The organism is Wolbachia endosymbiont of Laodelphax striatellus, assembly GCF_007115015.1.
Classification (GTDB): Bacteria; Pseudomonadota; Alphaproteobacteria; order Rickettsiales; family Anaplasmataceae; genus Wolbachia.
Genome location: NZ_MUIX01000002.1, coordinates 69,633 through 84,996 on the forward strand (window position 1 = coordinate 69,633; position 15,364 = coordinate 84,996).

A 15,364-nucleotide genomic window follows, 5' to 3' on the forward strand; every position below is an offset into this window, starting at 1 on the left:
GCTTCAAACAACCATAAGCTGCTTTGGTAAAAAGCTAAGGTAGTGAGCGTTATGGAAAAGGCGCAAATATGCGTCATGTGTAAAATAGAGAGATGAATGAAAATGAACCACTGATAAAGTGTCGAAAGGAATTGGATGATGTCAAAACCAGGGGTTAGACTTAACCTGGGATAAATCTATCGGGAGCTTGTTTACTGGATAGATGGCGTCCGGCATAGAGGTGGCATGAATCTATTTTGGGCTATTGCGTGGAACTGCGGGAACCTGTCGTTTCGATGATAAGGGAGAAATCCAAGGAGCTGATCTCTGAGGATGAGAGTACCGATGCGGAAAACAGGGGCGGATCAGCTCGTAGTAGTGAAGAAGTTTCTGTAATGGAAATGGAGCGAAGGAGCTGAGTTATTTAGTTTTAGTTATTTATCAACCGAAAGGGAGGAGTTAATGAATAAAACAAAGTCTTGTGATATACCAAAGAAACTTATTTGGAGAGCTTATAAACAAGTATCGAAAAATAGAGGTGCTGCTGGTGTAGATGGGGTTTCGATAACAAAGTTTGAGGAAAATCTAAAAGATAATCTATACAAACTATGGAATCGTATGTCATCCGGAAGTTATTTTCCAGAGCCTGTAAAAGCTGTAGCAATACCGAAAGATATGGGAGGAGGACAAAGAATTTTATGTGTTCCTTCAGTATCAGATAGGATAGCGCAAACAGCAGCAACAATGTATCTCGAACCGTTAGTGGAGCCAAAATTCCATGAGGATTCATATGGTTATAGATCGAATAAATCAGCATTGGATGCGGTAGATACAGCGCGTAAGAGATGCTGGAAGTACGATTGGGTGGTAGACCTTGATATATCAGGGTTCTTCGACAATCTGGATCACGAATTAGTTTTGCAAGCTATCAAGAAACACACAGACTGCAAATGGGTCATACTATATGTTGAAAGGTGGATGAAATCCCCTATACAACTTGCAGATGGCAGTAAAGTAGTTAGGGATAAAGGAGTTCCGCAAGGAGGTTCAGTTAGCCCAATCATCTCTAATATATTCATGCATCATGTGTTTGATATATGGATGAAAAAGAACTATCCGACGGTACCATTTGAGAGATATGTGGACGATGCGATAGTGCACTGCAGAACAGAGAAACAGACAGGATTTGTGAAAGTAATGATCGAAGAGAGATTGGCTGAGTATAGGTTGAAATTACATCCTAAAAAGACACAGATAGTGTACTGTAAGGATGACAATAGGAGAGATGAATTTCCTAAACAAAGTTTTGATTTTCTGGGTTACACATTCAGACCCAGGTTAGCAAGAAATAAAATAGGGAAGCATTTTGTTTCATTTCTCCCAGCAATTAGCAACAAGGCCAAGAAAAAGATTACTACAACCATAAGATCATGGAAAATGCTACGAAATACGCATATAACATTAGAGGAGATATCAGGAAAAGTAAATCCAATAGTCAGAGGCTGGTATCAGTACTATGGCAAATTTTACAGAACTGAGGTCTACAAATCTCTAAAGAATGTAGAGCGGCATCTAGAAAAGTGGGTCAAAAGGAAATATAAGAGACTCAGGAGTCACGGAAGACTAGCAAGACAATTTCTAGGAAAGGTGAGAGATAGGTCTCCAAATATTTTCTATCATTGGACACTAGGTTTAGGGTCAAAAAGGCTAAATAATGGGAGCTGTATAAGCTGAGAGGTTTATGTACAGTTCTGCGAGAGACTGGTAGGGGAAGTTCCACTGGTCTACTCTCCCTTGGTGTCATACCAAGAAATGATCTACCAGCAGCCATATGAACAAGCCAAGAGATCAAAAAGTCACTTTTGCCGATTTTAGGTGGGCCACCCAGTACCAATAAACCTCTTTTCGTTAAAATTCTAGGACAGATGATATCTTCTGGTATTGGCGTTTGATCACTTAAATACTCCTTTACGCTGAAGAAAGGGATTTTTTGACCGATATTGAAAAAGCTTTGTTCCATAATAATTATTCTCCAATTTTTAATTAAGCAATAGGAGCCAAAGTTTTGGCTTTAATTTTCGCAAGTAATTTACCCAAATGTGGTTCTTCAACCATACTCAGACAGCCACTTCGATCTTTAGCTGGGTATCCCCAAGTATTAATAGTCTGACAGATAAATGAACGTACTTCTGTGCCATTATCTTTCTTAATTCCAACCATGCTGATCACCTCATCAACAATACCTGGAATCTCACTAGCAGTTTTAGCTCCTTCACATTGAGGTAGCCAAGTTGGACGATTGCAGTCATCTAGATATTGACCTAATGTGCCAACTATGATGATGTCTTTATCTCTGATATGTTGAAACTGATTGAGCCAAGCCATCATCTCTTGAGCAAGTAATCCATAAGCAGCTCTTTTGTCTTCTTTTCCCGATCTATCAGAAAAACACTCAGGTTGCATTCTTGACCATAATAGACATAAACGTGAAGCAACGGTTATACTATCTACAAAGATGCATTGGTATTTAGAAACTTCAGAAAGAAGATCTTTGTGCTTGCTACAGACATGCTCATAGTGTTTTTGACTATACGCTTGATCAGATTTCAGCGCAGGATTAGGACCACCAATAAGACAAGCAATGTCTCTGGCCTCATTCCAAGTGCGCATATTGATTGAATCTCCTTTCCAGTCTTGTACAGCTAGAAGTCCTGCTTCAAAATCAAGGCAAAGTGTTGTTGATTCATCAAGAGTTTTAAGTAAACTAGTTTTGCCAATTCCATAAGGACCAAAGATCACAATTTTCGTTCCTGTTTGCATCTTCAGTCGTTCATTTCTACCAATTATTTTCATTTTTCTCCTGGTTTAACTACCTAGATATATACACGGTGACCTATGTAATTCGTCCAAAACTTATAAAAAAAGTTCGAGAAGATCTCATTTTAAAGATGAAAATTTATCCCGTATCTGCTTTAAAATGTTGTAGACAGTTGTTTTTGGTATACCTGTTGTTTTTGAAGCTTCAGTAATAGTAGAAACCTTAAGCAGCTCACATATTTTTCTATGAGATTTCGGTAATTTTGAGATTATATTTTTTACGTCAATGTATACCATTATATCATCTTCAAGATATTTAGAATCTGGTATGTTATCATCAATACCAAAGTTAATCTGACGTTTAGTGCATAGTTGGTTACGCAAGAGGTTACGAGCACGACGTCTAGTTAAATTAGCAACAAAAGTATTAAAGCTACTTCTTGTTTTATCATACAGACTAAGGCAAGGCCAAACCTCACAAAAAAGTTCCAGCTCTATATCTTCAAGACTCTTATCAATAAAGCAGTTAGTATGATTAAGACAGCTAGCATAGTACTTTATATATTTAACAATTATTGGATCAATGCCTGAAAAAGAATTTTTAGATTTCATAAAAACCTCGAATAATCAAAGATTTATTACTAATTCTTCTTTCGAGACTCTGCAGAATTTAAATAAGAATAGTTTATCTATTATGAAAAATAAAATAAGACAATAATTATTTTATTAATAGATCAAATAAGACTTCTCTAAAATTAAATAAGACAGACTGCTTATATGAAAATTGAAAGTGAATTGCTGAAATTTGAAAATGTAAAAGCTAATGGGAAAGGCTGGCTGATTTTCAAAAATCTTGCTCAAATATAGGATTTATTTTCTATGATTTAGTTGATTTTCAAAAGCTGCCTTAAAATTATTTAAACTTTTTTTACATTATTTGGACGAATTGTTGAGCAACCGTGTATATATATAATACAGGGGTCAAACTTTCAAATGTCAATTCTCACACAGTCAGGAAGAGCAGCAATAGCAGCAAGTATAAAAGAGCAATCTCTACATCTTGCCTGGGGCAGTGGTGATACGAGCTGGGAAAGTAGCCATCAGGTCGAAAAAGTTTTTATTGAGGGTGAAATAGCTCTAGATTACCACACTATTAAAGATGTAAGGGTTTTTACAGGACAAACAGTGTATCAATCCAGTATTGACTATATAGTTGAGAGCAGTAGTGGTATAATAAAACGTACGGAAAACAGCTCTATTCCAGCAAGTGATAAAGTTACCATAGAGTACATTCAAAGCACACCACCTGAACCTATAAATTCTATAAAGCTCTTGAATGAACTTGGCAGACGTACTGCAGATGAAGTGCTATTCTGCACAGGTGATGAAAACGGCGAACTTATAACTCCTTCTGGAAGGTTTAAACCATCGAATGTACCAACCAATAATCTTTTTCTCAAATTCACTTTCGATTTCACGGATGCAGCAAATCAAGTTATCAGGGAACTCGGGGTTATGGTTGGTACACAGGTAAAGAAGAAAGCACCTCCTGGACAGAGATATTTTGAGCCAAAAGATGTAGAAGATCCTGGAATTTTGTTAGTTTTAGAACACACTGTACCACTTATTAGAACTGCAGCAACTCGGGAAACTTTTTCATTCGTTGTAACTTTTTGAAACAAAATGACCTTAAATAGTTATTATAACCGCTTTAATCCTGACAAAGAATACGAAAAAAGCTTGTTTCTTGCTGGAAGAGGTCNTAGAAAAGCAAAAGGATTTGGCTGGGAGAGGTGGAGTAGCGAATGGATATACGAAACACTAGGTCTATATAAAGACTATAGATTAAGATATTACGTTCCGAAAGCAGCCCCAGTACAAGATGTTATAAACTTTGGTAAGAATCTGCTAGGAAAGCGTAGTGCGGGAAAACTGCATGCTGCGTTTGACGAGGCGGGAGCTGGAAACGTAAACATGGGAATTTTGGATTGAGGCCCAACATGAAAATAATGGATCAGCCACCAAGCCCTAAAGAGGCGCGCCAGTTCTCGACCCTACCTCTTCGTAATATCTTTAACTCAAGTGAATATGGCAACGAAAATGACAACAGCGCTATGCTATTCTTCTTGCAAAAAACACTTGAAAAACTGAGAAATGTTATTAATCCAGATGCCAGCGTAGTACTTACTCATCATACAAAAAAATTATCCAAAAAAATGTTAGAAGAAGATCCATTTCAAGGTTTAAGCGGTGCTGGGTCCTTAAGGGGCTTCTACACTACAGGAATGGTGATGTTCAGTCAAGATGAAGGAAGCACTGTCCGTCAAATAGTATTTGAGTTGCGTAATGGTGAACGTGTGCCAAGTAAGCTTGTCGATAAACTAAATGGCCATTGGCAACTTGTGGATAAATGGAATAGTTAATTTTTATAGGAGATAATATATGTTACAAGATTTAACTGATTTTAACACTGCAAAGTCGCAAAGTAATTTAATACCTAAAGGTACAACGGTAAAAGTCAAAATGGCTATTAAGCCTGGAGGTTATGAAATTTGGTTCACTAAAAGCTATACTACTGGCAGCATCTATTTAAACGCTGAATTTACGGTCACTGAAGGTCCATATACAAAACGTAAGATTTATCAAGTAATTGGTATTAAAAGTGGCAAAGCAAGCGTTGAAGGAGAAGATACTTGGGGAGAAATGGGTCGTTCTATGCTTAGAAGTATTTTGGAGTCAGCACGGAACATTCATCCACATGACACTTCAGAAAAAGCAGTTGTTGCTAGAAAAATCAACTCCATTGCAGATTTAAATGGACTAGAGTTTATGGCAAAAGTGGGAATTGAGGCCGATAATAGGTACGGAGACAGGAACAGAATTGATACGATCATTACTCCGAATGAAACTCAGAAGGATGACTGGATTCCATTCTAAGCGAATAAAAGAATCATTTTTTTATCATAAATTATTGAAGGGCACCTTTTATGAATAGATCTCTAGAAGAAATAAAAGCGTTAGTAATTGATAGAATTGAAACTCCATTTACTACCTGGCGGTGAGTTTTACATTGGAGATTCACGTGGAGATAAAATAATAGTTGAGACAACAGGAGAAAGAGCAGGAGATTGTAGCCAAAATTAAAGGAGACGTAGTTGAATTTTTTACTTTCATTGCAGGTGACAAAAAAAGCGCTGAAGAATTGTATCTGTATATTTTAGAGAAGTATCCTTCTGCGTTTTCTGTCCAACATTGACTAAGGAGCTTAGCTAGCACTTAAGTTAATGGTAGATGGATTAAGCCGGTAGCCTGACCAGTTACATGCTTGTATCACATCATCTCGTCTTATATTTAGTCCCAAGGTGCTAGCTAGCTTTTCTGCTATTGTTTTTTGCATTCTGTTAAGAGGTCTGCGCACCTGCTGTTCTGGGTCTTCAATACCTAAACTATCTGCTATTTGAATGATACTAAGAAATTTATATTCTTTAGCTTCTTCCAAGTCACGCAAAAATTGTTTAAGTAATACTCTAAAGATGCGGATGCTTGAAGTTGCTTGTTTGCCTATAATTTCAACGTCATTAACATAAATAGTATTATCTATAATTTTCAACCTTAATATTTTTTTCTCCTGATGAACTGTTTTTTGTAGTGGAATACAAGGAAATGCTTGAAAAGAAACGTTAGGTAATAATTCTGGTACTCCTTTTTCAACTGCTTCGCTTAGTATTTGATTTAGAGTTTTTTGTTCACAAATTAAATCGGCCATGGGAACAGTGTATAGGGTTAACAATGTTTTTAGGTCTACCTTTCCAAAAGTTATAAGAACAGCAACATTAGCTCTTAACCTATCTACAGTTAAATATGACTTATCAGTACATAAAATTGGTATTATAATGCTTACTATTTTACTTTTAAAGCTTATATGATATATCCCATTTGCCGCCTTTTCCCATATGAGTCCTATTAATAGTTTTTCAAACCAACTTATAATTTTTTCCGTATTAAGTTTTATTGAAAGCACAAGATAACGCTGTTTTTTATAAGTATCAGGAAAAATATCACGACCACAATCCTCGCAAGCTAGATCATCACAATCTTCATCAAAACCATGAGGAATGATAACCTCGTTTTTGCAATAAGGATTTTGTATATTTGGAAAATCAAGATCTAAATCATTAGCGCAAACAACGAAATAATACTTCTCAAGTTTAACAAAATCAAGCTGACTGAGATGCTCTGCAGCCTTTATATAGTTCTCGTTAGGATTTACCCAGGACCTATTTATTAACATAGTATCAATATCTTGAGAGTGTTCTCGACAAAACGGTAATTCCATAGCTATCTCTAATTAAAGACTTAAAATCATCTCGTTCTTTTCTATTGAGAACATATTCTGAGTAATCAATTTCTATATAATTTGCGTATTGCGTGTCTGTCTGAAAGGATAAAGTAACTTTTTTACTTTTGAACAATACTTTGATATGCTGAACAAGTGAAACATCATGCAGTACACTACCAACCGAAGGCTCTATTTTCTGCAACCACTCTTCAATATTATCTGTGTTTAACGTAAGATTAGTTTTAGATTTAGATGGACCAAATTTCAATTCAAATAGGTGAATATCAGGTACATGTTGTTTTACACAGTCATTCAAAAAAGTCCTCACTTGTGCTGTTGTATTTTGGTGGCGCATGTTAGTAAATGAACATTCTCGCTGAAAATAACAGCTTACTATTCTATTTGCTATTTTTAATCCTTGATCAAAACTTTGAATAGATAAGTTTACTTGGTTAGCATTTAAAGCAAAGTCAATAATAATTCTACTAGGTTTATAACCGTGTATTACCTTATTTGAACTGATTAATAAATCCTCATCTTTACTAGCACGTCGTATAAATAAGTAAATACTATTTTGGTAGTAAAAGAGTTCTTGAAACTGACTTTCAAAACTATCATTTTCAAATAGATCATGCTGTTTTAATATTTGCTGTATTGTACTTTCTGATAAAAAATCCTTAAATGAAGTGGACTTTTGTCTTGGAGGATTTTTTAATATGAAAGGTAAAAACCCTTTTTTCTGTACTTGATTAAAGCAGAAAATTTGTTTTAGTAAGTTACGATTAGTTATAAAGAGAGTGAACAACAAGGACTTTTTGTCATATTTGTTATTTTGTAGCAGAAATGACTTCAGAAGATCTTGGCCTAATACAGACTGTGCTACTTCAGCTATAGTTGTTTCTGATTTTGTACGACTAAAACGATTGACTAAATAATAATCAAACAGAGATTCAGAAATTTTAATAAGCATCTTGCGTTTTTGTTGAGTTGAAATATCATCGCATTTTTCGTAGTCTTTAAATAATTGCCTGTTTTGTTTATTCTGAAAGTAATGGTTAAAGATCACACTTAATTGTCTACCAGAAAGAGAATCAAGCCAACTTTCACGTAAACTTGGATTTTGAAAGTCCTTAAGCAAAAAGGATACTGGCATTTCTAAACTGCTTTCCCAAAACTCCTCACTAGCTATCATATATCTAAAAGTAAATATATTATGTCTAAAATAGATTAAAGATTAGTCAACAAAAATTTATTATGAAAAAAAGAAGAATTTTCCTAAAAAAACTGAACAGTTTTTGTAATTTTGGTGAATATATATACAGGAGTCAAATTTTCAAATGTCAATTCTTACACAGTCAGGAAGAGCAGCAATAGCAGCAAGTATAAAAGAGCAATCTCTACATCTTGCCTGGGGCAGTGGTGATACGAGCTGGGAAAGTAGCCATCAGGTCGAAAAAGTTTTTATTGAGGGTGAAATAGCTCTAGATTACCACACTATTAAAGATGTAAGGGTTTTTACAGGACAAACAGTGTATCAATCCAGTATTGACTATATAGTTGAGAGCAGTAGTGGTATAATAAAACGTACGGAAAACAGCTCTATTCCAGCAAGTGATAAAGTTACCATAGAGTACATTCAAAGCACACCACCTGAACCTATAAATTCTATAAAGCTCTTGAATGAACTTGGCAGACGTACTGCAGATGAAGTGCTATTCTGCACAGGTGATGAAAACGGCGAACTTATAACTCCTTCTGGAAGGTTTAAACCATCGAATGTACCAACCAATAATCTTTTTCTCAAATTCACTTTCGATTTCACGGATGCAGCAAATCAAGTTATCAGGGAACTCGGGGTTATGGTTGGTACACAGGTAAAGAAGAAAGCACCTCCTGGACAGAGATATTTTGAGCCAAAAGATGTAGAAGATCCTGGAATTTTGTTAGTTTTAGAACACACTGTACCACTTATTAGAACTGCAGCAACTCGGGAAACTTTTTCATTCGTTGTAACTTTTTGAAACAAAATGACCTTAAATAGTTATTATAACCGCTTTAATCCTGACAAAGAATACGAAAAAAGCTTGTTTCTTGCTGGAAGAGGTCTACAGTCAGCAGAATTAAATGAGACGCAAGAATATGCTCTCTCTAAGCTTAAAGGCATAGGCGATGCAATATTTCGTGATGGCGATGTTATAACAGGAAGCAATTGTATTATAGATAGAGAAACTGGTAAAGTTACGCTTGAATCAGGAAAAATCTATCTGCGCGGTGCAGTTAGAAAAGTCGAAAAAGAAGAATTTGTTATTCCACTGAGTACCACAGTTCGCATAGGTGTTTATTATGTAGAATCTACGATTACAGAACTTGAGGATGAAAACCTTCGTGATCCTGCTATTGGTACAAGAAACTATCAGGAAGTAGGAGCTGCAAGGCTTAAAATTTCCACCATTTGGGGTTATCAAGCAGAAGGTCTTTCTCCACGTTTTTCTGAAGGAGAGTTTTATCCAATCTATAACATTGAAAATGGAGTATTAATAGAACATTCACCGCCACCACAAGCAAATATAGTAACTACCGCTCTTGCTCGTTATGACAAAGAGGCAAATGGTTCCTACGTCGTAAATGGTCTTGAAGTAATGTTCCTGCAAAAGGAAGAGGGAGAAGGAGGAAAAAAAATATTTGTGATTAATGAGGGCAAAGCTCATGTTGATGGCTATGAGATTGAGTTACCTCACAGTATTCGCATTTCTTTTGATGAAGATCCAGATATAAAATCAGTTGAATCAGAACCACATACTTTTCAGCCAAATAGCCAAAGGGTAATGGAGCTTAAAGTTAATGATTTCCCAATAAGTGAAATTAAAAAAGTAGATATCACTATTCAAAAAACTATTACCATTACTCATGGTTCATATTCAGGAGCCATTGATCCAATACCTGACTCTGCAGTACTTGAGATTATTCAAGCTAAACAAGGCAATGTAATTTATGAAAATAGTGTAGATTATAAATTAAACGCAGGAAATGTTGATTGGTCATTACCAGGCAAAGAACCAGCTCCTGGAAGTAGTTATCAAATAACCTATCGTTGCCGTACCCACGTAAGCCCTGAAGATATAAGTGAAGAGGGGTGTAAAGTAAAAGGTGCAGTTGATAACAGCTTGGTTCTGATTGATTACACTTGGAAAATGCCCCGTTTTGATTTAATTACTATCGATAGCAAAGGGGTGGTAAGGAGAATAAAAGGTATAGCTCACCCTTGGCGACCATCAATGCCTAGAGCGCCTAGTGGACAACTTCTGCTCTGCTACATTCACCAAACATGGAAAAACGGAGAAGGGGTAAAAATAGTGAATAATGCTATTCATGCTGTACCGATGAATGAGCTTGAAGCAATGAAAAAAGGAATAAATGATCTTTATGCGCTGGTTGCAGAGGAACGTCTACGCAGTGATGCAAATTCAAGAGAACCTACCACCAAAAAAGGAGTATTTGTTGATTCGTTCTTCGATGATGATATGCGTGATCAAGGAATTTCGCAGTCTGCAGCGATAGTAAACAAGGAATTAATTTTACCAATAGATGTAACGATTGCTGATATTGATGGAGGAGAAAAAACTTATTTGTTGCCGTATGAACTTGAACCGGTACTGGAGCAGCTTTTACAGACCAAAGGAGAAAAGATCAATCCATATCAAGCTTTTGATCCAGTCCCGGCACAAATTACTCTAAATAAAAATATAGATCACTGGACAGAGGTTACCACGAATTGGAAAAGTCCAGTAACGAGAGTATTTAATGTTAAAGAAACAACAGAGCTGCTGTCAAGTACTTCGTATGAAGCTGAATTTATGAGAGAAGCGGTACAAGATTTTGAAATTGAAGGTTTTGAGCCAAATGAGAGGCTTAAGGAGATAAAATTTGACGGTATGAGCATTCAACCTACAGCATAAAAAAGATGTTAACAGCTAACAACCAAGGAAAATTAAAGGGAAAGATAAAAATCCCAGCAAACATTCCAGCAGGTACTAAATTAGTACAGTTTTATGGGGATAAAGGAAGCTATGGAGAGACAACTTATACTGGTAAAAAAACTATTACCATAGAAGAAAGAAGAAGAGTTATCGCAGCAAGACGAGTTGATCCATTAGCGCAAACATTTACGCTAAATGAAAGTAGGCACATAGGAGGTGTGGAGCTATGGTTTATAAATAAAGGCAAAAAACGTGTTGTTGTTCAGACTAGAGAAACAGCAGTGGGAATGCCCTCACAAACTGTTATCGCTGAAAGCTATATTGAGCCAAAAGATATAAAGGTAGATGGTACAGCAACACGTATTACTTGGTCACCAGTGTTTTGCCATGCAGGACAAGAGTATGCAATAGTGCTACTCACTGATGATGCAGATACTGCAGTAAAAATAGCAGAACTTGGCAAATATGATGCAGTAAATAGTAGGTGGGTAACAAGTCAACCATATCAAGTAGGAGTATTACTCTCATCAAGCAATGCAAGTACGTGGACACCACATCAAAATTTAGATTTAACGTTTCGATTACTAGCTGCAAAATTTAGCGAACTTTTTCACCTTTTTAATCTTGGCAAAGTCAATGCGAATAACGTATCAGATTTAATAGTTTTAACAAATGTTGAAAAAGTAGCATTTGATACCAATGTAGAATTTATTTTAACAGACGAAGAGGGAAGAGAAAACTTTCTGTCTGATAATTTGCCACTTGCATTGCGTGAAAGATTATCTGGAGAGCTAACGGTAAAAGCAAGCCTAAAAGGAGGGCAAGAAAAAAGTCCAGTTCTTTATCCTGGGTTACAGTTAGTTATGGGTAATCTTTCAGAGTCTGGAGATTATGTAACTAGGAGCATTACCGCAGGATCCAATACTAAGGTTACCATAACGTATGATGCATTAATACCTGGCACTGCAGATGTAAAATCATATGTGGAACAAAGCGCTAAAGGGGGAGAAAAATGGCAATTAGTAAATTTAACATCAGGAAAACCAATTGGAGAAAATTGGGTGGAGAGAACTCATGTGCTATCAAACTTTAATGGCAATGAGACAAGGATAAAATTGGTTTTAAGTGGAACGGTTATTTATCGTCCTAAAGTCAAAAATTTGCGAGTGATTATTACTTGAATCAATGCCAAATAACCAAAGCAAACGAGGATATACACTACCACATCCAGAAAACATTGCAGTGGAAGATGTAGTACGTATTCGAAGAGCTATAGAAAAAATAGATGAAGATATTACCGAAAGAGAAGATAAACATAATCAACTAAAAAATAATTTTAAACGATTTAGATTTGAAACTTTTTTGAATTTTTGGGAATGAAAGAAGCAATATACCAAAGGATAAAGGATTTAGCAGCAACCAGCACACCTGATCAACTTGCATATCTTGCAAAATCTCTGGAATTGATAGCAGATAAAAAAGCTATTGCCAACGTTGTACAGATGACTGAAGTAAAAGGGATAATTGATACACTACAAAAAAGACTTAAGGATTTAGCGGTAAATAGTACTCCAGATCAGCTTGCATATCTTGCTAAAGCATTGGAATCAATAGTCGACAAAAGTGCGGTCTCTGAAATTGTACAAATGACAGATCGTAAGCTAAAAGAACTTCTTGATAGTGCAAGAAAACACTTAACTGATCTGGATAATAAAAAAGCTAGTTCTTTAGCAGTGATCTCTGAATCAGAGAAGCAGTTATTAAAGAGAATTGATGAAAAAGGAACAACAAATTTATCGCTACTTGATACGAGAAAGAATGCCAATATTGCAGCAATAAACAGTGTTGGCAATGATCATAAAGATGGTCTAAAAGGTTTAGTGAATAACTTCCGTACTGTTAATGATGTGCCAAGCGGTTCATCGATCATGAAAGAAGTAAGAAATCGTCACATGATTGAACCTGGAGCATTACCTTTTTTATTTGGTGTACTAAGTAGAAAAAATAATTACTTTGGTCACGGAACTTTTACAACTGAGCTTGGTCAGTGGAGTAGTGATATAACAAAAACAGACTATATGTTACAACTACTAGCAGGTACTCACACATATGATACAAGCTATGTTAGTTTTTATCTGCCAAGACAATTGTGCTTTTTAGAGGGAAGCAAAGGTACATTTATCTATGGAGAATCATACCCAAGATTCATGTATGATGGATTTTCTGAGCAATTCAATATGCTGAAATACCCTTATGCTGCACTGGGAGTAATATTCGTAAAAAACACAAGCAATGTAGATATAAGTAAAACTATAAACTTTGTTGGATCTGCAATGTGGTATAAAGATGAAGTTAATTATGGGGGAGCAGGATTATTTATAGGTACACCTGATAGAACTAATACAAGGAAGTCAGAGATTTCGAGAATTACTTGGACACGTATTTATCAGCATGAAATTAGCAGTTCTGAATTTATTGGATTAGGTAACATAATCATTCCAGCAGGAAAAACCGTTACAGTGTTACTTTATACGTCATCCAATCTTCACTCAGAAGGTGAAAGAGTTGGTGAGACACCTGAGTTCTTTGCAAGTGAGCATGCGTATAGCACAATCTATGGTCAATTTATACAGTGGGGAATATACAATTTTCGCAGCAATTTTTTAACTACAGGGCTTGAGGTGGACGTAGAGAGGACGCTAAGAGCTTGGCAATGTCCAGGGTTAGATGCAACATATAAACTTTGGCATTAAAAAAATATATAAGTTGAAACCAAAATACTTGTATCTTTCACTACGTAAGATATTAGAGCTTAAAAACAAGCCATAGGCACCAAAGAATTTTTATTGGTAAAAAAAGTTACTATTTAACAAAAGAGTATTAAACGAAGTGAAAAGAATATTCAAGAAGACTTATTACAAAATGCGTAGTTTTCTATATTTTCTAGTTTTTGTCTTTATTTTAATAAATATACTAAATCTTAAAAAGTAGTAATCAAAAGAAAATCAAAGAGTTTTCTTAACAATTTTAAAAAGCAAGTGAAGAATTCTTTAGAAAGTTTATAATAGCTATGACAGAACAATTTTTACATGGGGTAAATGTTATTGAGGTTACCTCAGGGACAAGATCAGTGCGTACAGCTAAATCATCAGTGATAGGTGTAATTGGTACTGCACCTGAAGCCGATGAGCAAAAATTTCCGCTAAATAAACCAGTGTTAATTGCAGGAAGCTTAAAAGAAGCGGTAAAACTTGGCAAAAAGGGGACTCTTTTTTCAGCAGTAAATGGAGTATTTTCCCAAATTGGTGCAACAGTAGTAGTTATTCGAGTTAAAGAAAGTGAAAACAGCGATTCAAAGCTCAAAGAAAGTGAAACTATCCAAAATATAATTGGCGGTGTTGATAAAGAGACTGGAGAGTATCAAGGGATAGAGGCATTCCTCAGTAGTGAAAGCATAGTTCATATTGCTCCAAGAATATTAATTGCACCTCAATTTACTCACCAACTACCAGAAGATGGCAAAAATTCAGTGGTTTCAGCATTAATTCCTATAGCAGAAAAATTAAGAGCAATTATTGTTGCAGATGGACCAAATACTAATGATGAAGAAGCAATCAAGTGGAGAAAAAGTGTAGGTAGCTCAAGAGTTTATATTATTGATCCTTGGGTTAAGGTACTTATTGAAGAAGAAATTTTGCCAGCAAGCCCGTTTGTAGCTGGTTTAATAGCGAAAGTAGATAGCGAACAAGGATTCTGGCACTCACCTTCAAATAAAGAAATAAACGGTATTGTTGGAACAAGCAGGCCTATTGATTTTACGCTCGGTAATACAAATTGCAGAGCAAACCACTTAAATGAAAATGAAGTAACAACGATAATTCATCAAAACGGCTATAGGCTTTGGGGAAATAGAACATGTTCAAACGATTCGAAATGGGCTTTTCTGTCAGTGAGGCGTACTGCAGATTTAATCAATGATAGTTTACTTCGAGCTCATCTATGGGCAGTTGATCGCAATATTACCAAAACTTATATAGATGATGTAATTGAGGGGGTGAATTCTTATCTTGCGCATCTGAAAGCACAGGGGGCAATTATCAGCGGAAAATGTTATGCAACACCAGAACTCAATACGCCGGCAAACATTGCAAGTGGAAAAGTGTTTTTTGATTTTGAGTTTACACCGCCATATCCAGCAGAACAGATTACTTTCAGGTCACATCTTGTGAGTGGTACAATATTATAAAAATGG

General features: G+C 35.8%; 14 protein-coding genes and 2 pseudogenes. 11 read left to right on the top strand and 5 right to left on the bottom strand.

From position 1 onward, the window contains the following. The first annotated feature begins 275 nt into the window (after positions 1–275). Positions 276–398, top strand: a complete 123-nt coding sequence (locus tag BVG17_RS10070; RefSeq protein ID WP_255446080.1) for a hypothetical protein — start codon at positions 276–278, stop codon at positions 396–398. A gap of 43 nt (positions 399–441) precedes the next feature. Continuing rightward, a complete protein-coding gene (ltrA, locus tag BVG17_RS08105; RefSeq protein WP_143688811.1) occupies positions 442–1,713 on the top strand; it encodes a group II intron reverse transcriptase/maturase in 1,272 nt (423 codons plus the stop codon). A gap of 37 nt (positions 1,714–1,750) precedes the next feature. On the opposite strand, the pseudogene BVG17_RS08110 reads toward ltrA, so the two are convergent. The 3 genes and pseudogenes from BVG17_RS08110 to BVG17_RS08120 form a co-directional block, all read right to left on the bottom strand. Further along, a pseudogene (locus BVG17_RS08110) lies at positions 1,751–1,999 on the bottom strand (AAA family ATPase); the annotation flags it as partial. Between the two features lie 23 nt (positions 2,000–2,022). Beyond that, complete coding sequence (locus BVG17_RS08115; RefSeq protein ID WP_143688970.1) at positions 2,023–2,832, bottom strand: ATP-binding protein; 810 nt, start codon at positions 2,830–2,832, stop codon at positions 2,023–2,025. A gap of 84 nt (positions 2,833–2,916) precedes the next feature. Next, positions 2,917–3,408 (bottom strand): sigma-70 RNA polymerase sigma factor region 4 domain-containing protein, encoded by a 492-nt coding sequence (locus BVG17_RS08120; RefSeq protein WP_143688971.1) that lies wholly within the window; start codon positions 3,406–3,408, stop codon positions 2,917–2,919. 381 nt (positions 3,409–3,789) lie between these two features. Here BVG17_RS08120 and BVG17_RS08125 point away from each other — a divergent pair, with 381 nt between their 5' ends. From BVG17_RS08125 to BVG17_RS08140, 3 genes and pseudogenes are all read left to right on the top strand, one after another. Then, positions 3,790–4,473, top strand: coding sequence for a hypothetical protein (locus tag BVG17_RS08125; RefSeq protein WP_010405444.1), 684 nt, complete (start codon positions 3,790–3,792; stop codon positions 4,471–4,473). Positions 4,474–4,853: 380 nt separating this feature from the next. Then, a pseudogene (locus BVG17_RS08135) lies at positions 4,854–5,219 on the top strand (AAA family ATPase); the annotation flags it as partial. A gap of 19 nt (positions 5,220–5,238) precedes the next feature. Continuing rightward, complete coding sequence (locus BVG17_RS08140; RefSeq protein ID WP_143688740.1) at positions 5,239–5,733, top strand: hypothetical protein; 495 nt, start codon at positions 5,239–5,241, stop codon at positions 5,731–5,733. Positions 5,734–6,061: 328 nt separating this feature from the next. Here BVG17_RS08140 and BVG17_RS08145 read toward each other — a convergent pair whose 3' ends face one another. Together BVG17_RS08145 and BVG17_RS08150 are read right to left on the bottom strand one after the other, a co-directional pair. Beyond that, on the bottom strand, positions 6,062–7,132 hold the full coding sequence (locus BVG17_RS08145) for a hypothetical protein (RefSeq protein ID WP_143688741.1): 1,071 nt from the start codon (positions 7,130–7,132) through the stop codon (positions 6,062–6,064). Next, a complete protein-coding gene (locus BVG17_RS08150; RefSeq protein ID WP_143688742.1) occupies positions 7,092–8,327 on the bottom strand; it encodes a hypothetical protein in 1,236 nt (411 codons plus the stop codon). Before BVG17_RS08150 ends, BVG17_RS08145 begins: the two co-directional genes overlap by 41 nt. A 145-nt stretch (positions 8,328–8,472) precedes the next feature. Between BVG17_RS08150 and BVG17_RS08155 the strand changes: the two genes are divergently transcribed. From BVG17_RS08155 to BVG17_RS08180, 6 genes are all read left to right on the top strand, one after another. Further along, positions 8,473–9,156 carry a hypothetical protein gene (locus BVG17_RS08155; RefSeq protein ID WP_010405444.1) on the top strand — a complete coding sequence of 228 codons (684 nt, stop codon included), beginning with the start codon at positions 8,473–8,475 and terminating at the stop codon, positions 9,154–9,156. A 6-nt stretch (positions 9,157–9,162) separates the two neighbouring features. Beyond that, positions 9,163–11,091: a DUF4815 domain-containing protein gene (locus BVG17_RS08160; protein WP_010405443.1), complete on the top strand. Its 1,929-nt coding sequence runs from the start codon at positions 9,163–9,165 to the stop codon at positions 11,089–11,091. Between the two features lie 5 nt (positions 11,092–11,096). Continuing rightward, positions 11,097–12,293 (top strand): hypothetical protein, encoded by a 1,197-nt coding sequence (locus BVG17_RS08165; protein ID WP_006015576.1) that lies wholly within the window; start codon positions 11,097–11,099, stop codon positions 12,291–12,293. 4 nt (positions 12,294–12,297) lie between these two features. Next, positions 12,298–12,492, top strand: a complete 195-nt coding sequence (locus BVG17_RS08170; protein ID WP_006015580.1) for a hypothetical protein — start codon at positions 12,298–12,300, stop codon at positions 12,490–12,492. Beyond that, complete coding sequence (locus tag BVG17_RS08175) at positions 12,489–13,865, top strand: hypothetical protein (RefSeq protein ID WP_143688972.1); 1,377 nt, start codon at positions 12,489–12,491, stop codon at positions 13,863–13,865. Before BVG17_RS08170 ends, BVG17_RS08175 begins: the two co-directional genes overlap by 4 nt. Positions 13,866–14,182: 317 nt before the next feature. Next, positions 14,183–15,358, top strand: a complete 1,176-nt coding sequence (locus BVG17_RS08180; RefSeq protein WP_010405438.1) for a phage tail sheath subtilisin-like domain-containing protein — start codon at positions 14,183–14,185, stop codon at positions 15,356–15,358. The last annotated feature ends 6 nt before the right edge of the window (positions 15,359–15,364 follow it).